Genomic DNA, 25922 nt, shown 5'->3' with positions numbered 1-25922 from the left:
GCATGTTGAACGGAAAAATGAAAGCGCTTGTAAAGCATCACCGTGGATTTGGCGCAAGGCTGCAGGAGGTGGATATTCCACAAATTAAAGAAGATGAAGTACTCATCAAGGTTAAGGCAACCTCAATCTGCGGCACGGATGTCCATATCTATACCTGGGACGAATGGTCACAAAGCAGGGTTCATCCTCCATACGTGTTCGGACATGAATTTTCTGGCGAGGTCGTCGAAACGGGGGCAAGGGTTAAGGAAATAAAGCCAGGTGACCTGGTTTCCGCTGAAACACACATTGTGTGCGGAACCTGTCAGCAATGTTTGACCGGGCAATCTCATATCTGCAAAAATACCCAGATTATCGGTGTGGATACCCAAGGGTGCTTTGCAGAATACGTAGCTCTGCCAGCGGAAAATATTTGGAAAAATCCGAAGGATATGCCGTTTGATGTTGCATCAGTACAGGAGCCGATGGGGAATGCAGTCCATACTGTCCTTGCAGGGGATGTAGCCGGCAAGACGGTGGCGGTGATAGGATGCGGCCCTATCGGGATCATGGCTGCAGGAGTGGCCAAAGCTGCAGGGGCAGCACGCGTGATTGCCCTTGACTTGAACGATTACCGTTTGGGCCTGGCTGCAAAAATGGGTGCAGACCACCTGATCAATTCATCCAAGGAAGATCCACTTGAAGTGGTCGATAAACTGACTGGAGGAAATGGAGTGGACGTTGTCTGTGAAATGAGCGGCCATCCCATTGCCATGAATCAAGGCTTCAAGATGGTGACCAACGGAGGAAGAGTTTCCATTCTCAGCCTTCCAGTAAAGCCGGTGGAAATTGATATTACCAATGATGTGGTATTTAAAGGAATTACAGTACAGGGAATCACCGGACGCCTGATGTTTAAGACCTGGCAGCAGGTTTCCAATCTCCTTGCTTCAGGCCGGGTGGATGTTAAACCGATGATTACCCACCATTTTCCCCTTGAAGATTTTGAAAAAGGTTTTGACTTAATGATCAAAGGGGAATGTGGAAAAGTCGTGCTGCATCCATAAAAAAATCACCATTACCAATTTTTCAGGAGGTACATTATGAAAGGATTCGAATATCTGCAGGAAGAATTAGATTCAATGAAGGAGAGCGGCACTTTCCGCTCCCTTGTGCCCCTGGAGTCCGAGCAGGGCTCCCGGGTCGTCATAAATGGAAAAGAAGTCATTCAGCTTTCCTCCAATAATTATCTCGGGCTGACCTCCCATCCAAGGCTTCGAAAGGCTGCCCTTGACGCTGTTGAAAAATACGGTGCTGGTACAGGGTCAGTCAGGACAATCGCCGGGACCTTCACCATGCATGAAGAGCTGGAGAAAAAGCTGGCTGATTTTAAGCATACAGAAGCTTCCCTTGTGTTTCAGTCAGGCTTTACTACCAATCAGGGAGTGCTGTCTGCCATTCTTTCTCCTGAAGATGTGGTGATCTCTGATGAATTGAATCATGCCTCTATCATTGACGGAATCCGCTTGACCAAGGCCGCACGCAAGGTGTATAAGCATGTCGATATGAAGGATCTTGAAAGGGCCCTGCTAGAATCAAAGGACTATAGAAAGCGCCTGATTGTAACAGATGGAGTTTTTTCCATGGATGGAAATATTGCGCCTCTGCCAGAAATTGTGGAGCTTGCCGAGAAATATGATGCCCTCATCATGGTGGATGATGCCCATGCTTCGGGTGTACTTGGGAAAAACGGCCGCGGGACGGTCAATCACTTTGGGCTGGACGGGCGGGTCCATATCCAGGTTGGAACCTTAAGCAAGGCTATCGGTGTGCTGGGCGGTTATGTCGCAAGCACCAAAACCTTGATCGACTACTTGATTCTTAAAGGAAGGCCGTTCCTTTTCAGCACCTCCCACCCGCCCGCGGTGACCATGGCCTGTATCGAGGCGGTGAATGTCCTGCTTGAAGAGCCTGAACTGATTGAAAGATTATGGGACAACACCCGGTTCTTTAAAAAAGGGCTTCAAAGCCTGGGCTTTAACACTGGTAAGAGCCAGACGCCGATCACACCGATTATTGTGGGAGAGGAAGCCTTATCCCATCATTTTTCAGACAGAGTCCTGCAATATGGAGTGTTTGCACAAGGAATCGCATTCCCGACAGTGGCAAAAGGTATGGCGCGTGTACGCACCATCGTAACAGCCCAGCATTCCAAGGAAGAGCTTCAGGAAGCCTTGAATGCTTTTGAAAAAGCGGGAAAGGAACTTGGAATTATATAAGATGGAAAAGCAGCCTGCTGTCTTCGGATAGCAGGCCGCTTTTTTCATGAATGCTGGCTGACAATGTCATAGACGGGAAGAAGTCCATGCAGACTGGAAGGAAATGTGAAAAGGTCCATGATTAAAGTCTCTAAGTATTGTTTAAGCACGAAAAAAGCTTTATACTATGATAATGTGCAAGGTAGTAAATATATTAGAATATATGCATTTATTCTGTGGTTCGATTGCAGATCGATATATGGGTATGAGCCGCCTGCCGGTCCATCAAGCATGAAGGAGAACGGATTTTTTTCTCCGTTTTTTTGCACGAAAGGAGACGTTTTATATGAATGAAAATCAGAGATTAGACGGATTACAGGCTGCTGCCGCCCAAGCTCCGGATAAAAAGCCTGAAAAAGATTATAGCAAATACTTTGAAAAGGTGTATACTGCTCCTTCCCTAAAGGATGCAAAGAAGCGCGGAAAGGAAGAAGTAAAGTATCACAATGACTTTGCCATTCCCGAGGAATTCCGCGGAATGGGCGAAGGAAGAAAATTTTACATCAGAACGTATGGCTGCCAGATGAATGAGCATGATACCGAAGTTATGGCTGGAATTTTCATGGCGCTGGGATATGAGCCTACAGATGGTGTGGAGGATGCCAATGTGATTCTGCTGAATACTTGTGCCATCCGTGAAAATGCAGAAAATAAAGTGTTTGGCGAGCTTGGCCACTTAAAAGCCCTGAAGCTTGAGAAGCCGGATCTGCTTCTTGGAGTATGCGGCTGTATGTCGCAGGAAGAATCCGTAGTCAACCGAATCCTCTCCAAGCACTCCTTCGTAGATATGATCTTCGGTACACACAATATACACCGCCTTCCCAATATCCTGAATGAAGCCTACCTTTCAAAGGAAATGGTAGTGGAAGTGTGGTCGAAAGAGGGAGATGTCATTGAAAATCTTCCTAAAGTAAGAAAAGGCAATATCAAGGCCTGGGTGAATATCATGTACGGCTGCGATAAATTCTGTACGTACTGTATCGTCCCTTATACACGCGGAAAGGAAAGAAGCCGCCGACCAGAGGAAATCATCCAGGAAGTCCGCCATCTTGCAGCACAGGGATATAAGGAAATTACCCTGCTTGGACAGAATGTGAATGCTTACGGCAAGGACCTCAGTGATATGAATTACGGACTCGGTGATCTTATGGATGAAATCAGCAAAATTGATATCCCGAGGATCCGTTTTACAACAAGCCATCCAAGAGACTTTGATGACCATTTGATTGAAGTTCTTGCTAAAGGCGGGAACCTTGTGGAGCATATCCACCTCCCTGTCCAGTCAGGAAGCACCGATGTCCTGAAAATTATGGCCCGGAAATATACCCGTGAGCAGTATCTGGAGCTTGTCCGTAAAATTAAAGCCGCGATTCCGAATGCCACTCTGACAACCGACATCATTGTAGGATATCCGAATGAGACAGAAGAGCAGTTCGAGGAAACGCTCTCCCTTTACCGGGAAGTGGGCTATGATGCGGCGTATACATTCATTTACTCTCCAAGGGAAGGAACACCCGCGGCTAAAATGAATGACAATGTGCCGATGGAGGTTAAAAAAGAACGATTGCAGCGCCTGAATGAGCTTGTGAATGAAACATCTGCGCGCATCATGAAGGATTATGAGGGCCAGATTGTAGAGGTTCTTGTTGAAGGGGAAAGCAAAAAGAATCCGGATGTCCTTGCAGGCTACACAAGAAAGAACAAGCTTGTTAATTTCAAAGCTCCAAAAACAGCAATCGGACAGCTGGTGAAAGTTAAAATCACAAATGCAAACACATGGTCACTGAATGGGGAAATGGTAGTAGAAGAAACGGCAGAGGTGGTTTAAAAAATGGGGAAATACACAAAAGAGGATATTTTAGCTAAAGCAGATGAATTATCCAGAATGATAGCCGATACAGAAGAAGTTGATTTCTTTAAAAAAGCAGAAGCTCAGATTAACGAAAACCAGAAGGTGCGCGAACTGATCGCAAGCATTAAGAGCCTGCAAAAACAAGCTGTGAATTTTCAGCACTATGGAAAATTTGAAGCTTTAAAGCAGGTGGAAGCAAAGATTGAGGCGCTGGAGCAGGAAGTGGATGAAATTCCGATTGTCCAGGAATTCAAGCAGTCTCAAATCGATGTGAATGACCTTCTTCAAATGGTGGCCTCTTCAGTGTCAAACACGGTCACAGACTTAATTGTTGAGTCCACCGGAGGCGATGTACTCCGAGGGGAAACAGGTTCACAGGTTAGAACAAGCCCGGGCGGTAGCTGCAGCTGATCGAAAAAGAGGATGTCTCATAAGGGGTGGAGACATCCTCTTTTTTATTAGGATAGACGAGAGGCGCATATTGGATGCGCCTCTTTTTTCTCAGCAATAATGTTTTCTTTTTTTCTTGCAAGCGCAGCGGGAAGAATAAGTGCGCCCTCCGCTGTTTCCAAAGTTGTTGTTTGCACCGTAATTTGTGCTGTAGTCATCGCTCCGGTGCTTTGCGCTTCCCCGGTTATTAGAACCTGTATGATATTGGTCCTCCGCATTTGAATAATGATCATCTTCTTCAGAATAGTCATGATTGCTGCTATAGCTGCTATTGTTGTAATGTCTTTGGTTTTCTGAGCGGTTTGATTCCTCATTATCGTTCCTATTTTGGTTTTGCCGGTTAGAAAAACCCCAATTACGCCAAAAACTCATTTGTGTTCCCCTCCCTTTTAACTAGCTTCTCTATAAAATATGCAGAAAAGGGACGAGTGTATGGACAAGTGACATAATAGAATCATATTTTTTATAGAAGCTGTCCTGGGCTTTACAGGATACACCAATAGTAGGCACTGGGCATATGATGGGATAGATAAAATTTTGAACAAAGAGAAGTGTCCAGATAGAAAGGGCAAGCACATTAGACTATTAACCCGCATAGGATGAATTGAAACTGAATGAGGAGGGTTCGCTCGCATGTCACAATACAGACAGATAATAACAAAAGCGGTGGTGGCGAAAGGGCGCAAATATACAAAATCCAATCATAGCATAAGTCCGGCCCATCATCCTACAAGCATCCTAGGCTGCTGGCTTATTAATCATAAATATGATGCCAAAAAAGTCGGGAAAAAGATAGAAATTACCGGGACTTTTGATGTCAACTGCTGGTATTCCTACAATAAGAATACCAAAACGGAAGTGGTTACCGAGAAAATCCGCTATACCGAAACCATCAAGCTCAAGTACCGTGATCCGGACTGCCTGGACGACAATGAAATTGTAGTAAAGGTCGACCAGCAGCCAAATTGTATGGAAGCATATATTTCAGATTGCGGGACCAAGATTCTTGTAGATGTAGAGAAAGAATTTTACACAGAAGTCATCGGCGAGACAAAAGTAACGGTGCCCGTTCATCCAGACGGCTTCAGCGAGGATGACGAAGACTGGGACAGTGAAGTCGACGAGGACGAATTTGATGATATCAAGACGGATTTCATTGAAGAAAAGGATAAAGAATCTTCAAACTAGGAGGAAATTTTTCTTCCTGGTTTTTCTTTTGCTGCTAAAATTGTGCCAGGAACGAAATTCTTAAAATAATGCTATAATAAGAGAACATGAATCAAAGTAAGGAAAGGTTTTGTGAGCATATGGCAGGATATACGCCGATGATACAGCAATATTTACGAATTAAGGCAGAGTACCAGGATGCCTTTTTATTTTTTCGCCTTGGCGATTTTTATGAAATGTTTTTTGAAGATGCAGAGCTTGCATCCCAGGAACTTGAAATTACCTTAACCAGCCGGGAAGGAGGCACGGAGGACAGGATTCCGATGTGCGGTGTTCCTTATCATTCGGCTGCAGGCTACATAGAGCAGCTGATCGCGAGAGGATATAAGGTGGCGATCTGTGAACAGACGGAGGATCCCAAGCAGGCAAAAGGGGTTGTAAAAAGGGAAGTCGTCCAGCTGATCACCCCGGGGACTGTGATGGAAGGAAAGGGCAGGGAGGATAAGGAAAACATTTTTATCGCTTCTATCACTCTGCTTGATGAGAATAGCTTCGGCCTGGCTTATAATGACTTATCAACCGGAGAAATCAGAGCAACCGTGGTCCAGGGCAGGATCCATGAACTGGTCAATGAATTGGCGGCCATTGGGGCAAGGGAGGTTGTCGTCGATCCCGGACATAATCCCGAGCATTTGAAGTCTTTTAAAGAGCGGGGAAGCATGGCCGTTTCCTTTGAGGAGGTACACTCACCTCATGAGGATTTCACAAGGCTTTTGGAAGGAATTAAGGGCAGGCCGGATTTAGAAAAGACCGTGTCAAGGCTCCTTCATTACTTGTTCAGGACGCAGAAGCGGAGCCTCGATCATTTGCAGCCGGTCTCATATTACGAAGGAAGCCAGTTCATGAATATAGATTACCATTCTAAGAGAAACCTTGAATTGACTGAAACGGTAAGGTCCAAAGGAAAAAAAGGATCTTTATTATGGCTGTTGGACGAAACCAAGACTGCCATGGGCAGCCGGATCCTTAAACAATGGATAGACAGGCCCCTGATCAATAGGCATGTTATAGAAAAAAGGCAGAATGTGGTTGCCCAGCTGCTGGAGCAGTTCTTTGAACGGGAGGAGCTGAGGGAGCGGTTAAAGGAAGTCTATGATCTGGAAAGGCTCGCAGGACGTGTAGCGTTTGGCAATGTGAATGCACGCGACCTACTTCAGCTGAAGAAATCCCTTCAGCAGGTTCCCGGCATCATACATGTCCTAGACAGCCTGGGGGGACACGCAAAAGAAATGTCGGAAGGAATGGATCCATGCGGTGATCTTGCAGAAATTCTGGAAAATGCGATCATGGAAAGCGCCCCATTGTCTGTCAAAGAAGGAAATATGATTAAGGATGGCTATCATTCCGAACTGGACAGGTACAGAGATGCCTCAAGAAATGGGAAGAGCTGGATTGCCCAGCTGGAACGCGACGAGCGGGAACGAACCGGGATAAAATCGTTGAAAATCGGCTACAACCGGATCTTCGGCTATTATTTGGAGATTACAAGAGCGAATCTCCACCTCCTTGATGATACAAGGTATGAGCGGAAACAGACGCTTTCCAATGCTGAACGTTTCATTACACCGGAGCTCAAGGAAAAAGAGGCCCTTATTCTAGAGGCTGAAGAGAAAAGCATGGAGCTTGAATATCAATTATTCCTGACTCTGAGGGAGAAGGTTAAAGAATATATCCCAAGACTTCAGCAGCTCGCCAAAGCGATCAGTGAGCTGGATGCCCTCCAGTGCTTTGCTGCTGTAAGTGAGGCGAGGCACTATACCAAACCGAGGTTTTCTGAAGACAAGAAGCTTTGGATCCAAGGCGGGCGCCACCCGGTGGTGGAAAAGGTGATGCAGGCTCAAAGCTATGTCCCGAATGACTGCCGGATGGATGCGGAGCGGGAAATTCTTCTGGTCACCGGGCCGAATATGTCCGGTAAAAGTACCTTCATGAGGCAGATTGCCCTGACCGCCATCCTGGCGCAGATCGGCTGTTTTGTACCTGCCGAGGAGGCCGTCCTCCCTATATTTGATAAAGTCTTCACGAGGATTGGAGCGGCGGATGATCTAATTTCCGGCCAGAGTACATTCATGGTCGAAATGCTTGAGGCTAAAAATGCTATCGATCATGCCACAGAGAACAGCTTGATTCTATTCGATGAAATCGGGCGGGGAACCTCCACCTATGATGGAATGGCCCTCGCTCAGTCCATCATCGAATATATTCATGATGAGATAGGGGCAAAAACGTTCTTTTCCACTCACTATCACGAGCTGACAGTCCTTGGGGAAACCCTCGGCAGAGTCCAGAATGTGCATGTAAGTGCAGTTGAACAGAATGGCAAGGTCGTGTTCCTTCATAAAGTCAAAGAAGGGGCAGCGGATAAAAGCTACGGAATCCATGTCGCCCAGCTGGCAGAGCTGCCGGATAAACTGATCAAGAGGGCAAACAGCATCCTCGAGGAGCTAGAAAAAGGCTCAGGCAGACAGCAGGCGGCCATAGTTCCCGAAAAGAAGCCGGCAACGGCCGCTGAAGTAGACCAGCAGCTTTCCTTCTTCGGTGAAAGCCAGAAGAGCCGGAAAAAGGATTCAAAGGCTGAAAAGGCATTGGAGGAAATCAAATCCTTATCTGTACTGGAAATGACTCCGCTTGAAGCCTTGAACGCCTTGTATAACATTCAGAAAAAGATTAAGAGCCTATAGTTTTGAAACCTTCAGAAGGGATTCCGAACCGTACGGAATCTCTTCCGATTCATTCGGAATGCTTTAGAAGCATTATGAGCATTTCAGAACATTTTGGGATCTATTCAAATATTTAGTTTAGGAGGTGGAAGCATGGGCAGAATCGTTCAGCTTGATCATGCATTGTCGAATAAAATTGCGGCCGGTGAAGTCGTCGAACGTCCTGCATCCGTAGTGAAGGAACTGGCGGAAAATTCCGTCGATGCAGGAAGTACGCTCATTGAAATACACCTTGAGGAGGCGGGTCTTTCCAGTATCAGGATCATCGATAATGGCCATGGTCTTGAACCGGATGATGTGTTAAGAGCTTTTCAGCGGCATGCCACAAGTAAAATTAAAGATGAACAGGATCTGTTCAGGATCAGGACCTTGGGATTCAGGGGAGAGGCGCTGCCCAGCATAGCTTCCGTATCAAGGCTTGAGCTCCGCACATCCACCGGGGATGGACCAGGATCAAGAGTGGTGATGGAAGGAGGGGAGCTGAAGGAGCACGAAGGATATTCCAGCAGGAAAGGGACGGATATCACGGTCGCGGATTTGTTTTTCAATACTCCGGCACGCCTGAAGTATATGAAATCCATCCATACGGAACTTGGCAATATTTCCGATACAGTGAACAGGCTGGCGCTTGCTAATCCGGACATTTCCTTCAAACTCATCAATAATGGCAAAAAGCTTCTCCATACGCATGGGAATGGAGATATCCGGCAGGTGCTCGCGGCCATTTACGGCCTCGGAATTGCCAAAAACATGATTCCAATCAGGGGAAAGTCACTGGATTTTGAGGTCAATGGCTTCATCTCCCTCCCTGAAACCACGAGAGCTTCCAGGAATTATATTTCGACAATGATTAATGGGAGATTCATTAAAAACTTTGCCTTGGCCAAGGCTGTAATGGAAGGGTATCATACCCTGCTCCCGATCGGGAGATATCCGATCGTGCTCCTTTCCGTCACGATGGATCCGCTCCTTGTGGATGTAAATGTGCACCCATCGAAAATGGAGGTGCGGCTGAGCAAGGAGGCAGAACTGTTTCAGCTCATAGAAGAGTCCATAAAAAAAGCCTTTAAAACCAGGGAACTGATCCCAAATGCTGCACCTGTCAAAAAAGAGAAAAAGCCAGAAAGCGAACAGGCCGCCTTTTCGTTTGACAGCTATTCACCACCAAGCGGTTTTTCCGTAAAGGAGCAGCAGGTAAGCACGCAGGAGGCTATGAATGAAGTACATTCATTCAAGCAGGAAACCGTTGTGCCGCAGCTGGAAATACCGCGGGCCGATAGACTATCACCCTACAAGGAATCCAAAGAGGAAGACAGCGGCTTTTCATTTTCTGATACGGATTTTGGGACTTCATTTGCAGATGCTGATCCCTTTCATGAAATTCCTGCGGAAGAGGAATTTCAACATAAGGAAGAGGCTTCATATAGCGGAATCTCTCCTGAAACAGAAGCTGCCCCTGCCCCACGGGTACCCGTACTTTATGTGATCGGTCAGATGCACGGAACCTATATCCTGGCACAAAATCAAAAGGGCTTGTATATCATCGACCAGCATGCCGCCCAGGAACGGATCAAATATGAGTATTTCCGTGAGAAAGTCGGACAGATTGAAAGCGAGCTGCAGGAAATGCTCATCCCGATGACCCTGGAATTTTCAACGGATGAAGTGATCCGGATTCAGGAGAACAAAGACGAGCTCGAAAAGGTCGGAGTGTTCCTGGAGGAATTCGGCCACAACAGCTATATTGTAAGGGCACACCCGCAGTGGCTGCCAAAAGGCCTCGAACAGGAAGTCATCGAGGATATGATCCAGCAGCTCCTTAATATGAAAAAGGTCGATGTGAAAAAATTAAGGGAAGAAGCAGCCATCCTCATGAGCTGCAAAGGCTCCATCAAAGCCAACCACTACCTGCGCCAGGAAGACATGCAGGCGCTTCTTGATGAGCTTAGAAGGTCATCCGATCCATTTACCTGCCCTCATGGGCGGCCGATCATTGTTCATTATTCCACCTATGAGATGGAGAAGATGTTTAAAAGGGTCATGTAAAGAGGGGGAGGATTTTCCACATTTATATCATCTGCACCCATTTTCCAGCAGCCTGATTGCGTACATTGCCGCAATTGCTCTGAAGTAATGTGGTGCAGATTTTATATATTACAAAACATTTTTACTTTTTCCTTATCTCTCTATTTTTTATAGAATAGTCTTTGTTTTCTTTTATATATCCATCCTGGCTGGAATTCCACTTCGAGTCCATTTAAACGCTCCAAGCTTCGTAAGGTCAGTCACGGGAGAGCCAGTGCGGGCCTTTTATATCCGCGGAATTTGACGTATGGAGGGTGATGTGATATATTACTTTCAATTAGAGATATTTTAATTAAGGATAAAAGATTAGATTACCGATTAAAGAGGAAAGATTAAAGGAAGAAGAGGAGGAATCAGCATGAATCATTTAAAGGGAATTCACCATGTTACAGCGATCACCAGCAGTGCAGAAAAAAATTATGAGTTTTTCACATATGTCCTAGGAATGCGCCTTGTAAAGAAAACGGTCAACCAGGATGATATTCAGACGTATCATTTATTCTTTGCGGATGATACTGGAAGTCCGGGAACAGATATGACGTTTTTTGATTTCCCGGGCATTCCTAAGGGAGTTCACGGTACAAATGAAATTTCCAAAACATCGTTCAGGGTTCCGAGTGATGCGGCATTGGAGTATTGGGAAAAGCGGTTTAACCACCTTGAAGTGAAGCATTCCGGCATCAAGGAGCAATTTGGTAAACTGACACTCTCTTTCTCGGATTTTGATGATCAGCAGTACCAGCTGATATCGGACGAAAAGAATCAGGGAGTTTCCTCAGGCACTCCATGGCAGAAGGGGCCGGTCCCGCTGGAATATGCCATTACTGGGTTGGGCCCGATTTTTGTCAGGGTTGCAAACTTTGATTATTTTAAGGAAATGCTGGAGAAAGTCCTTCTTTTCAAGGAGACTGGAAAGGAAGGCTCTGTCCATCTGTTTGAGGTGGGTGAGGGCGGAAATGGCGCCTCTGTGGTTGTGGAGCATAATGCGATTCTTCCTGAAGCCCGCCAAGGATACGGAACCGTCCATCATACAGCCTTCCGGGTGGCCGACCGTTCTGTTTTGGAAGAGTGGATCAAGCGCATGGAAAGCTTTGGCTTCCAGACCTCAGGATATGTGGACAGGCACTTTTTTGAGTCGCTGTATGCAAGGGTGGCTCCTCAAATTTTATTCGAATTCGCGACAGACGGCCCTGGATTTATGGGAGACGAGCCATATGAAACCTTAGGGGAGAAGCTTTCGCTGCCTCCATTTCTTGAGCCGAAGCGCGAGCAGATTGAAAGACTGGTAAGACCCATTGACACAGTGCGCAGTACAAAGGAATTTATAAAAGAATAATCAAGAGGCGCTTCTCTCAGGACTTATGAGGGAGGCGTCTTTTTGGTTATACTATAATAACTTTGCCCATAATAGGAAAATCCATGTCAGACTCTATAGCAGCGGGAAACGTGAAATGCAATTTTAACGAATAGTTTTTATCGATGGGTACGCAATCAGAGCGGGTAAATAAAGGACACTCAATTTTTTTATCAAGCTGTTTATGACGCTTCTATGGCAGGCTATCGTCTGATTGATACCGCTGACTCATATTTTAATGAAGAAGCATTCGGCAGTGCAATCAAGCGCAGTGGTGCAGCAAGAGATGAATTGTTTATTATTACGAAATTTATAGTGATAAACTCAATAAGCAAATAGAAAAAGAGGAAAAGAATTTTCCCTCTTTCGTATTTTTATTTCAAGAACAGCCGTTCATTCATTATAATGGGAATCCCGCTTATTGTCAGGGGGATTCCTTATTTATGAAAATGGATATTCACGTGGTTCTTTTTGGACGGATAACCATTTAACTGTAGTAAATTCATCGATGGCCCATTCACCGCAATAACGGCCGATTCCAGAGAGTTTTTCCCCGCCGAATGGAACATTTGGCTCTACATTAATAGACTGGTCGTTCACATGAATCATGCCCGTTTTGATTTTTTTAGCGACATTGATGCCTCTTTCAATGGAACCTGAGTATACCGCGCCGCTCAAGCCAAATGGAGTGCCGTTTGCGACTTTGATTGCTTCTTCTTCACTACCAACCGGTATAATAACTGCCACAGGCGCGAACACTTCATTTTGAGCAACAGCCATATCATTCGTTACATCTGCTAAAATGATTGGTTCTACTACGTTTCCATTTACTTCCCCTTTTAAGATTACTCTTGCGCCCTCACCAATACTTTGATCCACAAGGTTCAGCGCACGGTCTACCTGCTTACGATTAATTAGCGGACCAATAATTGTGTCGCTCTCCGCCGGGTTTCCGGCTTTAATCTTCAAGCTGGCCGCTTTAAATTTTTCCACAAATGAATCATAAATCTTGTAGTCTACAATTATACGATTAAGCGCGATACAAATTTGACCGGAATGCATATATTTGCCAAAGGCAGCGGCAGATACGGCAAGGTCAACATCTGCATCATCAAGGACGATAAGCGCATTGTTTCCGCCCAGTTCAAGTGCTGGTTTTTTCAGATTTTTCACGGCTAGTGAACCAACATGTCTCCCTGCAGCTGTTGAGCCGGTAAATGAAATAACCTGTGGGACAGGATGCTCTACAAAGTAATCGCCTACCTCTTCAAGATCCGCTGCCAAGACATTCAATACGCCTTTTGGAAGACCCGCTTCCTCAAAGAGTTTAGCGATGATAAGGCCGCCCGTGATTGGCGTCTGTGAATCGGATTTAACAACAATGCTGTTTCCTGTTGCAATGGCTGGAGCGACAACACGAATGGTTAAATAAAGAGGCCAGTTCCAAGGTGTAATCGCTCCTACAACACCGATTGGATCACGATACACACGGTTTTCTTTTCCCGGAACGGCTGAAGCGCGGATGGATGCTTCCATTTGCAGCGGATATTTTGCCGCTTCTTTAAGGTCAGCAATAGAGCAGCTGACTTCCACATTTGCTTTTAATTGCGAGCTTCCTGATTCTTCAACTAAAAGCTGAACAAGCTCTTCTCTTCTCTCTTCAAATAACGCAGCTACTTTTTCCAGCAGTTCCACACGTTCATAAGCAGAAGAAGCACCCCAATGCTCTTGCGCTTTTTCAGCCGTCTCATATGCTTCATTTATATCTTCTTTACTTGCATATTGAAAAGTTGTCAGCACTTCATGATTATAAGGGTTTTCAACAACACACTCTCTGCTGCTTGAACCATTTTTCCACTCACCATTGATCATTAGCTTGTTCCAGTCAGTGTATTTCGCTGTTTTTGTTTCCAACATATTTCCCTCCTCTAATTAAGAAAGCTTTAAAATCGGCTTGATCGTTATTCCTGTTTCAGAATCTTCACAGGCTTGATTGATTTCTTCCAAAGAGTAAAATTTAATTAATTTATCGAATGGAAACTTGCCGTTTTTATACAAGTCAATCAGTTTTGGAATATACGTCTGCGGCACACCCGATCCAAGCAAAACTCCTGTCACAGATCTTTCAAACAAAAGCGTATTAACATCTAATGAAACTTCTGTCCCAACTGGCGGTGCTCCAATGACCGCTGCCTTTCCCAGCGTTGCCAGGCAGTCAACAGCTTGACGCAGTATGGCAGGGATACTTGTTGTTTCAACAGAATAATTAGCGCCGCTGCCAGTGATTTTTTGAATTTCTTCTACTGTATTGGCGACGTCTTTCGGGTTAATGGCATGTGTTGCTCCCAATTCCTTTGCAAGCTCTAAACGGCTTTCTTGAAGGTCGATCGCAATAATCGTTGTGCAGTTGGCGACGTTTGCAGCCATAATCGCGCTTAAGCCTACAGAACCACATCCAAATACCACAATGCTTGACCCTTCAGGCGGCTGCAATTTGTTTAATACCGCACCACTGCCTGTTTGAATTCCACATCCAAGCGGACCTAAAATTTCCAGTGGCACATCTTTTGGAACTTTTACGACATTACGCTCTGACACAACGGAGTAGTGAGCGAAACTTGATTGACCGAAAAAGTTTGAAACGTCATGATGGTCTTTGTGCAATCGGCTTGTGCTATCTCCCATAGTGCCTGTGAAATTCAACTCAAAAAAAGTATCACATGCATAAGGATTGCCGGACAAACATTTCGTACATTGCCCGCATGAACTGAAAGACAATACAACGTGATCCCCCGGCTGTACACTCGTAACACCTGTGCCGACTTCCTCCACAATACCCGATCCTTCATGACCGAGTACGGCCGGCAAAGGAACAGGATAATATTGATCCCTTACAATTAAATCCGTATGGCAAATACCGACCGCTTTAATACGGACCAACACTTCTCCATCTTTCGGTTTGTCGATCGTAATGTCATCAATCTGAAAAGGTTCTCCTTTTCCATACGTTACAGCTGCTTTTGTTAGCACATACTTCACCCCCGCCTTTAAAATAGTAAGCGTTTTCATAAATAATATATCTTGTATTTGAGTTATTTAATTTCATTATTGTATTTTCGTTATTTTAAATTTTTGCTTTTATAAAATTAAACGTACTATTATGTATCACTGAGTTAAAATTATCAGTAGCGTATAAGAATTTAATACACGCTTATTTCATTATAGTTTTAGACGTAAGCTCTGGGAGTACCGTTTATACTGAAAAAATTAAAAGGATCAGCCCGCTCCAGGACTGATCCATTTTTTATGATTAATTTCCTGCGGCAGCCCTCTGGCTCTTCCGTTCGAGTGAGCGGCTCCGGCCGGTAAGAATCACTGCGGAAGCGACCATCAGGGCGCCGATCCATGGCGTATGAATCAAACCGATTCTATCAGTGATGATTCCTCCTAAATACGCTCCTATGGCAATGCCGGCATTAAAGGCTGCAATATTGAGGGCAGATGCCACATCCACCGCAGCGGGAACATAGCGCTCCGCCAGCATGACTACGTATACCTGCAGGCCGGGAACATTCATAAAAGCCAGCAGACCCATCAGGATGATGGTGATCAGGCCGGCAATCTTAAATGGAGCGGTAAAGGTGAGAACAAGTAATATGATGGCCTGAATGATAAACATATAGAATAACGCGGATATGGGATTGCGGTTTGAAAGCTTTCCGCCAATCATATTGCCTATCGCTATCGCAATTCCATAAATGAGCAGGATGGCTGCGATACTTCCGGAATGAAAACCGGTCACCTTTTCAAGTAAAGGAGAAAGGTAGGTGAATACTACAAATGTTCCGCCATACCCGAGAGCTGTAATAATGAACATAAGAAGCAGCGGTCCATTCTTCAACAGTTTGATCTGGTCCTGAAACCCTGTTTTTACTCCCTTTGGAAGAGTGCCGGGAATCAGGATCATGTTGGCCACAAATCCGATTACCCCAAAGATGACAATCGTGAAAAATGAAATTCTCCAGCCAAATTGCTGTCCCAGGAATGTACCAAATGGAACGCCTGTAACAGTCGCGACCGTTAAACCCGTAAACATGATAGAAATGGCGCTGGCCCGCCTGCTTTCTGATACAAGTCCAGCCGCAATGGTAGAACCGATGCTCATGAATACCCCGTGAGAAAGGGCTGCAATAACACGGCCTGTTAGCAGGATGCCTACATTTGGCGCCATGGCCGCAACCGTATTCCCGATAATGAAAACGATCATTATGCACAAAAGCAGGGTCTTTCTGGAGATTCCCGATGTCAGGGATGTCAGGATGGGAGCTCCAAAAGTAACTCCCAGGGCATACATGGAAACGGTAAGCCCTGCAGTGGTGACAGATATATTTAAATCCCTCGCGATCAGCGGCAGAAGGCCGACGCTGATGAATTCTGTCGTTCCGATGGCAAAAGCTGAAACAGCGAGGGCCAGAAGAGCAAGGGTACTCCTTTTCTTATTGATGGACATGATAATTCCTCCTAGTATGATCTTTAGTATGTGCAGCCGTCTGAACGTCAATGATAAAAAAATATAGCCATTTTTGGACGGCAACTGTTATTATGGGATATAAAGGTGAAATAGAAAAGTACGCACTTTTTTGTGCTATAGGAACCAAAAAGTTCTATAGGTACTTTTAAGTGCCTTAATAAAGGAGATCGAAAGACGATGTCGAAAAAATATAATATATCGGTCGAAGCAACCCTAGAGGTAATCGGAGGCAAATGGAAATGTGTGATTCTCTGCCACTTGACGCAAGGTAAAAAACGGACCAGCGAGCTGAAGAGGCTGATGCCAGGGATTACCCAAAAAATGCTTACCCAGCAGCTCCGGGAGCTTGAGGAGGACGGCATCATCAACCGGATTGTGTATAACCAGGTCCCGCCGAAGGTCGAATATGAATTGAGCGAATACGGAGAGAGCTTAGAAGGAATCCTGGATTCGCTGTGTGCATGGGGAGCCACTCACATTACAAAGGTGTATGGAGATAAATTTTCCGTATTAGAAGACAGTATCCTGAATGAACAGCTTAAATAAATTTCATGTTTTCGCTCATTTGAAACAGGGTAATACAATCAGGGAAGTTTTTTTGACTTCCCTGTATAAAACCAGAGATATTTAACTATAATGGTTAAATGTTCAATTGCTTTAAAATAGTATGGTAAGATAGGGAAAAAGATAGTTAGGCAGTGAAGGAAGTTGGAAAAGGAAAAATTATTAGTCATTATCGGACCGACTGCTGTCGGGAAAACCAGGCTGAGCGTCGAGCTGGCGCACCGCTTCAATGGAGAAATCATCAGCGGTGATTCTATGCAGATCTATAAAGGATTGGACATAGGTACAGCCAAAATTACTTCAGAGGAAATGATGGGCATCCCCCATCATCTCATAGATATTAAAAATCCGGGTGAAAGCTTTAATGCTGCAGAGTTCCAAAGCCTGGCAAGCTCATTGATAGCAGATATAGCCGGCCGCGGGAAGCTCCCCATCATTGCCGGGGGAACAGGGCTATACATACAATCCGTCCTTTACGGATATCAATTTCCCGAAACTCCAAGTGATGAAAAATACAGGTGCTCTCTTGAACAAAAGGCAGAGAAAGAGGGTCCAGAAGCCGTGTATGAGCTGCTGAAGGAAATTGATCCTGCAAGCGCAGGGCGGATTCCTTATCAAAATACAAGGCGGATCATACGTGCCCTGGAGATTTACCATTGCACGGGAAAAACGATGAGCGAGCAGATGGAGGATCAGCCCCGGGAACTGAAATACGATGCTTCGATCATCGGCCTTGATATGGATAGAGATATGCTTTATCAGAGGATCAACGACCGGGTGGACATGATGATGGATTTGGGACTCCTTGATGAAGTGTCAGCTTTATATCAGGCAGACTTAAGGGACTGCCAGTCCATTCAGGCGATTGGTTATAAGGAGCTGTATGCTTATCTTGATGGAAAATCCTCATTTGAGGACGCAGTAGAAAGCTTGAAACAAAATTCCCGGAGATACGCGAAACGGCAGCTGACCTGGTTCCGCAACAAGCTGGATGTCACCTGGTTTGAAATGGGAACTCCCGTCAGTTTCGAGAAAAAAGTTGAGGAAATATCCGCATTTATTGCAGGAAAGCTGAAAATAAAGGCGAATAGATAACAATAGAGAGAATAGAGGAGGACATATTCATGAAGCAATCCGTAAATATCCAGGATCAATTTTTAAATGTACTTAGAAAAGAAAGTACATATGTAACTGTCTTTTTATTAAATGGATTTCAGATCAGAGGCCAAATCAAAGGCTTCGATAACTTTACAGTATTGTTTGAAAGTGAAGGCAAACAGCAGCTGGTCTATAAACATGCCATTTCAACCTTTGCGCCGCAAAGGAATGTTCAAATAGATTTCGAAGGCAAGGAATCTTAAAAAACAAAAAATGTCTGCAGGCAGGTGTTCACCAGGTTCTCGGTACAATGTACCTGAGGCCAGGAAGCACCTGCTTTTTTTATGGTTAGTTTTTTTAATATTTGATACTGTTATAACTTTAAGTTGAATATCTATAGGAAGAGGGATTATTTTCTGGGAAAGCGCAAAATATGACATTCCTTAATATATTTGTAGAAACATGCAGATTAAAAAGCTGGATAGCGAAAGTGCAGGGGCCGCCTGTCTAACATGACAGGCAGGCGTCAAAAGAAAAAGCCCCATTTATTCGATATACAGGATCGAGAGGTGAGACAAGTGGAGCAGCCTTTCCGGATGAAAAATAACGGACAGATTAATATTGTACTTAACGGGCAAAAGAGGAAAGCCATAAAAAAAGAGATACCGTCCCGCATGGAAGCGGAGGTTCTCCCGCTGAAGCACGCCCCGCTGCTAGAATTGGAAAATGAATTGGGTGCTCTAGTGGGAATGAATGAAATGAAAAGAATGATAAAAGAAATCTATGCCTGGATCTACGTAAACAAAAAAAGGGAAGAAAGCGGCCTGAAGGCAGAAAAGCAGTCTCTTCATATGATGTTTAAAGGGAATCCAGGAACGGGTAAAACCACAGTAGCACGATTAATCGGTAAACTATTTCATCAGATGAATGTTTTGTCGAAGGGGCATCTAATTGAAGCCGAGAGAGCTGATCTTGTAGGAGAATATATCGGCCACACAGCACAGAAGACGAGAGATTTGATTAAGAAAGCCATTGGGGGAATCCTGTTTATTGACGAAGCGTACTCCCTTGGCCGCGGCGGGGAAAAGGACTTTGGCAAGGAAGCCATCGATACGCTTGTGAAGCATATGGAAGACAGGCAGCATGAATTTGTTCTGATCCTGGCCGGTTATTCAAGGGAAATGTCGTTCTTTTTGTCCCTGAATCCAGGTTTGCATTCCAGATTTCCCATTGTGGTCGACTTTCCGGACTACTCCATACCTGAGCTGATGGAAATCGCACATAAAATGCTGGGGGAAAAGGAGTATATATTGAGTTCGGATGCTGAAAGAAAACTCACATCCCATTTAGCTTATGTCAAAAATGTAGTGAATCCCATTACTTTTTCAAATGGCAGGTATATCCGCAATATTATCGAGAAAGCCATCCGGGCTCAGGCCATGAGGATTCTTCTTGGAGACAGCTTTGATAAAACGGAACTATTGACCCTTCGGAGTGTGGATCTTTCATTGGAAATGGAAGAAGAGAGCAGTTAAAGTTAAAGGAGGAAGAGATATGGATAACAGTATAACGGTCTATACAACCAATACCTGCCCTTACTGCATTCATGCCAAGAATTTTTTAAACGATCAGGGGCTTGAGTACAAAGAAATTAATGTTCAGGAAGATGTAGAGGCAGCACAGCGCCTGGTGGAGGAAACCGGGCAGATGGGAGTACCCCAGATTAATATAAATGGGAATTGGGTATTGGGCTTTGATCCCGAGGCAATCATGACGTTTGTAAGGCAGGATGTCCTTTAATCAGGACTTAAATAGGAAGGGGGCTGTTTCTTTAGGGAGACAGCCTCTCTTTTTTTGAGTAAGCCCGGTAAGGGAGACGCCATTTATATTTATAAGAAAGAATTCTGAGCAGAGTAATAGCCAGAAATAAGAAGTAGAGCTCCCACGGTTTTTCGGCCAATCCCCAGCCGATCAGGGCACCGCACAGGATCGCCCACACCGCGTAAATTTCATCCTTGAATACGAGCGGCTTTCTTCCTGCCAGGAGGTCGCGGATAATTCCTCCTCCGCTTCCTGTTAATACAGCGGCGACAATAATCCCGCTTAGCGGCATCTGCATCTTCACCGCGTATAATGCCCCTTGAATCGCAAAAGCCGCCAAACCGATTGCGTCCGTAAAGTTTCCCCAGATCCGCCAATGCTTCAGCAGATTGTTCGGAAAAAGGAAGACAAGGGTGATCGACATCAGGGCGATGATAAAGGATGTGCTTTGATTCCAGAGGGCAGTAACAGGCAGCCCGATTAATAAGTTCCGTATCGCTCCTCCCCCGAAGGCGGTTACAATTCCCAATATATAAACACCCAAGATGTCATATTCTTCTTCCATGGCAACAATAGCCCCGCTCACTGCGAAGGCAATGGTCCCAATGATGCTTAATAACTCCCATGTCATGATGATCCATCCTCTTGCGGTATAGTGTATTTGACAGCCTTGTTTCGGTTCAATATGTTTTTAATTTGGTAAACCAGATTGATTTTATCAGAATTTAAAAATTTTACAATACAGATGGAAGAAAAAATTTGGCTTTTTCGCTTATTCCCGCTACTTTTGGTATGATGTTCTAGAAACAGGTTTTATTCGGTTAGATGAAGGATTGTAACCATACAGTGGGCTTTAAGTCCGGACTATATATTGGAAGGAAGTAACCGCCTTTGGAACAAAACCAAAATCCAAAAGAACGTGCCATTTTGGTCGGATGTCAATTTACTGATGATGACTTAAAATTTGAATATTCTCTTGAAGAGCTTGCTTCTTTGACTAAGACTGCTCAAGGAGAAGTACTGATTACCATTTCCCAAAAAAGAGACCGTGCCCATCCTGCGACTTATATCGGGAAAGGCAAGGTGGAAGAATTAAAAACCCTGGAGGAAGAGCTTGAGCCGGATGTTATTATCTTTAATGATGAATTGACCCCCAGCCAGATCCGGAATCTTTCCGGAATTCTGGAGGCGAGGGTGATCGACAGGACCCAGCTGATTTTGGATATTTTTGCCCAGAGAGCCCAATCAAGGGAAGGGAAGCTCCAGGTAGAGCTTGCGCAGCTGCAGTATCTGCTTCCGCGTCTCGTTGGAAAAGGAATTGAATTATCCCGTCTCGGAGGAGGGATCGGGACAAGGGGGCCGGGTGAAACGAAGCTTGAAACCGACCGGCGCCACATCAGAAGGCGCCTGGATGATATCAAAGGGCAGCTGGCGTCCATTGTCCACCACCGCGAGCGCTACCGCGACAGAAGAAAGAGAAATAAGACCTTTCAGGCTGCCCTTGTGGGCTATACGAATGCTGGCAAATCCACATTGTTCAATCGATTGACAGAGGCGGGCACATTTGAAGAAGATCTTCTGTTTGCTACCCTTGATCCAACAACGAGGAAAGTGGTCCTGCCAAGCGGATATACCGTGCTCCTGACTGATACAGTAGGATTTATCCAGGACCTGCCTACCTCCTTGATTGCCGCATTCCGTTCAACGCTTGAGGAAACGAAGGAGGCAGATTTGCTTCTACATATCGTGGATTCGTCCAATCCGGACTATTTTAACCATGAGAAAACAGTCAATGGGCTGCTGGAGGATCTTGAGGCAGATAAAATCCCGCAGCTTACCGTGTATAACAAAAGAGATCAGCAGCACCAGGATTTCGTTCCTGTTTCAAAGGGGAAATCCCTCCTGATAAGCGCCCTTGACCCTGAGGATAGGGATAGGCTTAAAGCGCAGATCGAGGAACAGGTTATTCAGGCTATGGAGCCTTATCATGTAATGCTGCCATCGGGCGAAGGGAAAATCCTGGCCCAGCTGAAGAATGAAAGCATCCTTCGGTCACTGACGTTCATCGAAGCCGAGGAAATGTACGAATGCAGAGGCTACTGCCTCAGTGATCATCCTCTCTCGGGAATGCTGAAGAACTATTCACAAGAGTAAAAGGAGCACCTGGAATGTACGAGTATTTAAAAAACAGCGAGAAGCTTAAACAGCTTGCAGAACAAATAGAGAAAAAAATTATCCCGTTCCACAAAAAGGCGGATGAAATGATTGATGCCAATCAGTTCCGTGTCCTGAAGAGCTTTCAGAAGCATAAAGTAAGTGATTCGCACTTCATTCCTTCGACTGGATACGGCTACGATGACGCAGGGCGTGATACCCTTGAGTCAGTCTATGCCGATGTGTTCGGAGGAGAGTCGGGGCTGGTCAGGCCGCAGATCATCTCGGGCACACATGCCATTTCCACCGTCCTTTTTGGCGTGCTGCGGCCGGGAGATGAACTTCTTTATATAACAGGAAGGCCATATGACACCCTGGAGGAAATCGTGGGGATCAGAGGAAATGGCGTCGGTTCACTGAAGGAATTCAATATCGGTTATTCGGCCATTGATTTAACCCGGGATGGCATTGTCGATTATGAGGCATTGAAAGACCGGATCAAGCCCGAGACGAAAATGATTGGCATTCAGCGTTCAAAAGGATATGCAAACCGCCCGTCCTTTACCATTGAACAGATTTCAGAAATGATTTCATTTGTAAAAGAAATCAAGCCTGATGTGATTGTTTTTGTCGATAATTGCTACGGAGAATTTGTGGAAGACCGGGAGCCGTGTCATGTCGGGGCTGATCTTATGGCAGGGTCTCTCATTAAAAATCCGGGAGGCGGCCTGGCCAAAACAGGGGGCTATATTGTCGGGAAGAAGGACTTGGTCGAAGCCTGCTCTTACCGTTTGACATCCCCTGGTATCGGGGCTGAAGCAGGGGCATCGCTGTACACGCTGCAGGAAATGTACCAGGGATTCTTCCTCGCCCCCCATGTAGCCGGACAGGCAGTCAAGGGTGCCATTTTTACTTCTGCGGTGCTGGATGAGCTGGGAATGAACACACATCCGTCTTGGGATGCGAAACGTACCGATTTGATTCAATCTGTCCAATTCGATGACCGGGACAAGATGGTGGCATTCTGCCAGGCTGTCCAGTATGCATCCCCTGTCAATTCACATGTGACTCCATATCCCAATTATATGCCGGGATATGAGGACGATGTAATAATGGCAGCGGGGACCTTCATCCAGGGAGCCAGCATTGAACTGACAGCGGATGGACCTTTAAGAGCTCCATATACAGCTTACGTACAGGGCGGCCTGACCTATTCACATGTCAAAATTGCTGTGCTGACCGCTTTGGATGATTTAATGGAAAAAGGATTTATATAATAGGGTCGTCATGATGCCGTCTCTACTGCTGAATCCTCCAGGAGGGGCGGTACTTTTTGTTCCCGGCATAAACGACGCCTTTTCTTAGAAGAATCTTTATTACCAATGGAAAAGCAGCTGCGATACCTATTTTTTTCTTTAGAAGCAACCGATAATAAACACGTTAACACGAAGAAAAAATAATGTAAGAAAACCTAACATTTATTTGACATATTACCTAACGGTGAATATAATTAAGTCAAGAACTTCATAAAGGAGGAAAACAGGTGGGAGGCAGCCAGTTACGACGTTCATTGCCTATCTTTTCTATCGGATCAGTAATGCAATTGACAGAGCTGTCAGCGCGCCAAATCCGATATTATGAAGAGCATGAACTGATCTTCCCTCAAAGGACAGAGGGAAACCGACGTCTATTTTCGCTGAATGATATAGACCGGCTTTTAGAAATCAAAGAATTGCTTGAGCAGGGGATAAACCTTGCAGGAATCAAGAAATTAATAGAAGTTGTTCATCAACAGGAAACACAGGCTGAAGTTAAGCAAGAGGAAAAAGCAAAGAGGGATCTTTCAGAGCAAGAATTAAGAAAATTGCTCCGGAACGAGCTCATGCAGGCAGGAAAGCATAGATCTTCCCTGCGTCAGGGCGATATGTCCCGTTTTTTCCATTAACATAAACTGCTTATACACTATTTAAAAGTTTGGGGAGGAAATAAAAAGCAATGGCAAAATACACTCGTGAAGACATTGAGCGTTTAGCTAAAGAAGAAAATGTAAAGTACATCCGCCTTCAATTTACGGATATACTAGGAACAATCAAAAACGTGGAAATTCCAGCAAGCCAGCTTGGAAAAGCGCTTGATAACAAAATGATGTTTGATGGTTCTTCCATTGAAGGATTTGTACGCATTGAAGAATCTGACATGTATTTATTTCCAGACCTGGATACATGGGTCGTATTCCCTTGGACAGCGGAAAAAGGCAAAGTTGCCCGTTTGATCTGTGATATTTATAATCCAGATGGAACTCCATTCGAAGGAGATCCGCGTGCAAACCTAAAAAGAATCCTTAAAGAAATGCAGGAGCTTGGCTTCACCAACTTCAACCTTGGGCCTGAGCCAGAGTTCTTCCTATTTAAATTAGATGAAAAAGGCGAACCGACACTGGAACTGAATGACAAGGGTGGATACTTCGACCTTGCCCCGACAGATCTTGGAGAAAACTGCCGCCGCGATATCGTTCTAGAGCTTGAAGAAATGGGCTTTGAAATCGAAGCATCCCACCATGAAGTAGCTCCAGGACAGCATGAAATTGATTTCAAATATGCGGATGCCGTTACAGCATGTGACAATATCCAAACGTTTAAATTAGTAGTAAAAACGATTGCCCGTAAACACGGCCTGCATGCTACATTCATGCCGAAGCCGCTATTTGGTGTGAATGGTTCAGGAATGCACTGCAACGTTTCCCTGTTCAGCGGAAAAGAAAATGCATTCTATGACACAGGTGCAGAGCTTGAGCTGAGTGAAACAGCACGCCAGTTCATTGCAGGCGTCATCAAACACGCTCCAAACTTCACTGCGGTTACAAACCCGACGGTAAACTCGTATAAGCGCCTTGTTCCTGGATACGAAGCTCCTTGTTATGTGGCATGGTCTGCCCGTAACAGAAGCCCGTTGATCCGTATCCCAGCTTCAAGAGGGCTGAGCACACGCGTTGAGGTCCGCAGCGTAGACCCTGCTGCTAACCCTTACTTGGCAATGGCTGCCTTATTAAGCGCTGGTCTGGATGGAATTAAGAACAATTTGACTCCTCCAGCTCCTGTAAACCGCAACATCTACGTTATGAGCAAGGAAGAGCGTGAAGAAGAAGGAATTGTGGATCTTCCAGCAACTCTTTATGCCGCGCTCGAGAACTTGAAATCTGATGAAGTAATCAAAGCTGCCCTTGGAGAGCACCTTCTTGAGCACTTTATCGAAGCAAAGGAAATTGAGTGGGATATGTTCAGAACACAGGTCCATCCTTGGGAAAGAGAACAGTACATGTCCATGTTCTAATCCCTTTAAAAACCCCTGATACTGCGGTATCAGGGGTTTTGTCTGTTTTCAAGGACGTACACCTTTTGATCTGATGTAGTTTTCCTGGGGCCGTTGAAACTTAACTTGGAAATAAAATAAATATAGTCAGTTTTTATCAGGCGTCTTTCTATAATGGAAGGGGAAAGCCATGAGAAAAGAAGAGAAGATGATAGAAGTGAACGGTGTCATGCACTGGATAAAGGGAGAAAGTACCGTGATGCACCCTATCCTGGCCATTCATGGAGGCCGGCGGGCATCAATGGATTCTCGAGCATACCGCGGCTGCAGGGCTGTATGACTGCAATACCGGCCTGGAAATGGCAAGGGATGTGTATAGGAACCTTGAGTCTGCTAAATTTGAACTATTTTCGGAGAGTGCCCATTATCTTCACCCGGAAGAGCCGGAGAAATTCGCAGC

At 45.2% G+C, this 25922-nt stretch carries 23 protein-coding genes and 1 pseudogene; 19 read left to right on the top strand and 5 right to left on the bottom strand.

What is annotated here, in order from left to right:
• The first annotated feature begins 5 nt into the window (after positions 1-5).
• The 4 genes from tdh to H539_RS0103715 all read left to right on the top strand — a co-directional run bounded on the left by tdh (position 6) and on the right by H539_RS0103715 (position 4560).
• Positions 6-1046, top strand: coding sequence for an L-threonine 3-dehydrogenase (tdh, locus tag H539_RS0103730; protein ID WP_026692405.1), 1041 nt, complete (start codon positions 6-8; stop codon positions 1044-1046).
• A gap of 33 nt (positions 1047-1079) precedes the next feature.
• Entirely contained in the window at positions 1080-2258 is a 1179-nt protein-coding gene (locus H539_RS0103725; RefSeq protein ID WP_026692404.1) for a glycine C-acetyltransferase, read from the top strand.
• Positions 2259-2583: 325 nt separating this feature from the next.
• Complete coding sequence (gene miaB / locus H539_RS0103720) at positions 2584-4125, top strand: tRNA (N6-isopentenyl adenosine(37)-C2)-methylthiotransferase MiaB (RefSeq protein WP_026692403.1); 1542 nt, start codon at positions 2584-2586, stop codon at positions 4123-4125.
• Positions 4126-4128: 3 nt separating this feature from the next.
• Positions 4129-4560, top strand: coding sequence for a YlbF/YmcA family competence regulator (locus tag H539_RS0103715; RefSeq protein ID WP_026692402.1), 432 nt, complete (start codon positions 4129-4131; stop codon positions 4558-4560).
• Positions 4561-4607: 47 nt separating this feature from the next.
• Here H539_RS0103715 and H539_RS0103710 read toward each other — a convergent pair whose 3' ends face one another.
• Complete coding sequence (locus H539_RS0103710; RefSeq protein ID WP_026692401.1) at positions 4608-4913, bottom strand: hypothetical protein; 306 nt, start codon at positions 4911-4913, stop codon at positions 4608-4610.
• 319 nt (positions 4914-5232) lie between these two features.
• Between H539_RS0103710 and cotE the strand changes: the two genes are divergently transcribed.
• From cotE to H539_RS30605, 5 genes and pseudogenes are all read left to right on the top strand, one after another.
• A complete protein-coding gene (cotE, locus tag H539_RS0103705) occupies positions 5233-5787 on the top strand; it encodes an outer spore coat protein CotE (protein WP_026692400.1) in 555 nt (184 codons plus the stop codon).
• A gap of 119 nt (positions 5788-5906) precedes the next feature.
• Positions 5907-8507 carry a DNA mismatch repair protein MutS gene (mutS, locus tag H539_RS0103700; protein ID WP_026692399.1) on the top strand — a complete coding sequence of 867 codons (2601 nt, stop codon included), beginning with the start codon at positions 5907-5909 and terminating at the stop codon, positions 8505-8507.
• Positions 8508-8639: 132 nt separating this feature from the next.
• A complete protein-coding gene (gene mutL / locus H539_RS0103690; protein ID WP_026692398.1) occupies positions 8640-10592 on the top strand; it encodes a DNA mismatch repair endonuclease MutL in 1953 nt (650 codons plus the stop codon).
• Between the two features lie 397 nt (positions 10593-10989).
• The gene (locus H539_RS0103685) at positions 10990-11967 is read left to right on the top strand and encodes a ring-cleaving dioxygenase (protein WP_026692397.1); all 978 of its coding nucleotides are present in this window, start codon (positions 10990-10992) and stop codon (positions 11965-11967) included.
• Between the two features lie 192 nt (positions 11968-12159).
• Positions 12160-12303, top strand: a pseudogene (locus H539_RS30605) (aldo/keto reductase); the annotation flags it as partial.
• A gap of 123 nt (positions 12304-12426) precedes the next feature.
• Here H539_RS30605 and H539_RS0103680 read toward each other — a convergent pair.
• The 3 genes from H539_RS0103680 to H539_RS0103670 form a co-directional block, all read right to left on the bottom strand.
• Positions 12427-13902 carry an aldehyde dehydrogenase family protein gene (locus H539_RS0103680; RefSeq protein WP_035321878.1) on the bottom strand — a complete coding sequence of 492 codons (1476 nt, stop codon included), beginning with the start codon at positions 13900-13902 and terminating at the stop codon, positions 12427-12429.
• A 15-nt stretch (positions 13903-13917) separates the two neighbouring features.
• Positions 13918-15015, bottom strand: coding sequence for an NAD(P)-dependent alcohol dehydrogenase (locus H539_RS0103675; RefSeq protein WP_026692395.1), 1098 nt, complete (start codon positions 15013-15015; stop codon positions 13918-13920).
• A 280-nt stretch (positions 15016-15295) separates the two neighbouring features.
• Positions 15296-16495 (bottom strand): MFS transporter, encoded by a 1200-nt coding sequence (locus tag H539_RS0103670; RefSeq protein WP_026692394.1) that lies wholly within the window; start codon positions 16493-16495, stop codon positions 15296-15298.
• Positions 16496-16693: 198 nt separating this feature from the next.
• Here H539_RS0103670 and H539_RS0103665 point away from each other — a divergent pair, with 198 nt between their 5' ends.
• From H539_RS0103665 to H539_RS0103645, 5 genes are all read left to right on the top strand, one after another.
• Positions 16694-17062, top strand: a complete 369-nt coding sequence (locus H539_RS0103665) for a winged helix-turn-helix transcriptional regulator (RefSeq protein WP_026692393.1) — start codon at positions 16694-16696, stop codon at positions 17060-17062.
• A 162-nt stretch (positions 17063-17224) separates the two neighbouring features.
• Complete coding sequence (miaA, locus tag H539_RS0103660; protein WP_026692392.1) at positions 17225-18175, top strand: tRNA (adenosine(37)-N6)-dimethylallyltransferase MiaA; 951 nt, start codon at positions 17225-17227, stop codon at positions 18173-18175.
• Between the two features lie 29 nt (positions 18176-18204).
• Complete coding sequence (gene hfq, locus H539_RS0103655) at positions 18205-18441, top strand: RNA chaperone Hfq (RefSeq protein ID WP_026692391.1); 237 nt, start codon at positions 18205-18207, stop codon at positions 18439-18441.
• Between the two features lie 315 nt (positions 18442-18756).
• Entirely contained in the window at positions 18757-19713 is a 957-nt protein-coding gene (gene spoVK / locus H539_RS0103650) for a stage V sporulation protein K (RefSeq protein ID WP_026692390.1), read from the top strand.
• A 19-nt stretch (positions 19714-19732) separates the two neighbouring features.
• On the top strand, positions 19733-19978 hold the full coding sequence (locus H539_RS0103645; protein WP_026692389.1) for a glutaredoxin family protein: 246 nt from the start codon (positions 19733-19735) through the stop codon (positions 19976-19978).
• A gap of 31 nt (positions 19979-20009) precedes the next feature.
• On the opposite strand, the gene H539_RS0103640 is transcribed toward H539_RS0103645, so the two are convergent.
• A complete protein-coding gene (locus tag H539_RS0103640; RefSeq protein ID WP_026692388.1) occupies positions 20010-20630 on the bottom strand; it encodes a trimeric intracellular cation channel family protein in 621 nt (206 codons plus the stop codon).
• 260 nt (positions 20631-20890) lie between these two features.
• On the opposite strand from H539_RS0103640, the gene hflX reads away from it, so the two are divergent.
• The 5 genes from hflX (at position 20891) to H539_RS32570 (ending at position 25802) form a co-directional block, all read left to right on the top strand.
• Positions 20891-22153 carry a GTPase HflX gene (gene hflX, locus H539_RS0103635; protein WP_026692387.1) on the top strand — a complete coding sequence of 421 codons (1263 nt, stop codon included), beginning with the start codon at positions 20891-20893 and terminating at the stop codon, positions 22151-22153.
• A gap of 14 nt (positions 22154-22167) precedes the next feature.
• Entirely contained in the window at positions 22168-23430 is a 1263-nt protein-coding gene (locus H539_RS0103630; RefSeq protein WP_026692386.1) for a methionine gamma-lyase family protein, read from the top strand.
• Positions 23431-23696: 266 nt separating this feature from the next.
• Positions 23697-24098: a MerR family transcriptional regulator gene (locus H539_RS0103625; RefSeq protein ID WP_026692385.1), complete on the top strand. Its 402-nt coding sequence runs from the start codon at positions 23697-23699 to the stop codon at positions 24096-24098.
• A 50-nt stretch (positions 24099-24148) separates the two neighbouring features.
• The gene (gene glnA / locus H539_RS0103620) at positions 24149-25483 is read left to right on the top strand and encodes a type I glutamate--ammonia ligase (RefSeq protein ID WP_026692384.1); all 1335 of its coding nucleotides are present in this window, start codon (positions 24149-24151) and stop codon (positions 25481-25483) included.
• Positions 25484-25652: 169 nt separating this feature from the next.
• Positions 25653-25802 carry a hypothetical protein gene (locus H539_RS32570; RefSeq protein ID WP_155889939.1) on the top strand — a complete coding sequence of 50 codons (150 nt, stop codon included), beginning with the start codon at positions 25653-25655 and terminating at the stop codon, positions 25800-25802.
• Positions 25803-25922: the final 120 nt, after the last annotated feature.

This window comes from Peribacillus kribbensis DSM 17871 (assembly GCF_000430765.1).
Taxonomy (GTDB): domain Bacteria; phylum Bacillota; class Bacilli; order Bacillales; family DSM-1321; genus Paraperibacillus; species Paraperibacillus kribbensis.
Note: the sequence above shows the minus strand (reverse complement) of the source record. Positions and strands in the feature narration are given on the sequence as shown.